The sequence below is a fragment of the Pseudoalteromonas sp. S3178 genome (genome assembly GCF_005886985.1).
In the GTDB taxonomy this organism is placed as follows: domain Bacteria; phylum Pseudomonadota; class Gammaproteobacteria; order Enterobacterales; family Alteromonadaceae; genus Pseudoalteromonas; species Pseudoalteromonas carrageenovora.
Window position 1 is genome coordinate 1 of sequence record NZ_PNCW01000437.1, and the last position, 298, is coordinate 298.

The window sequence follows — 298 nt, forward strand, 5'->3', positions numbered from 1 at the left end:
ATTTCGCTCCAAATGGTCGCCTCGCCACCTAAAATATGTCCGTCGTTTACTTGGCTCAACGGTGTTGAAACCTTGACTGGTTGTGGTTTTTCAAGCGCCTCAAGTGTGAGCGGATAACGGCTATTACCAATCATTACCGCGCCTTGTTGCTGTGCTTTATGAAACTCAAACTGTAACGGTCCCATCCAACTATCCATGGTAGCGGTAAATTGCTGAGTCTTGCTAGTAATTGGCCTATCTGTTTGTGCTAGCTGATGGCGGTTGTTATTTAGCTTTATAAGTACTTGTTCACCCAACA

1 pseudogene is annotated in these 298 nt (G+C 45.0%); it reads right to left on the reverse strand.

Going from position 1 to position 298, the window contains the following annotated elements:
• A pseudogene (locus CWC11_RS21645) lies at positions 1 to 298 on the reverse strand (beta-N-acetylhexosaminidase); the annotation flags it as partial.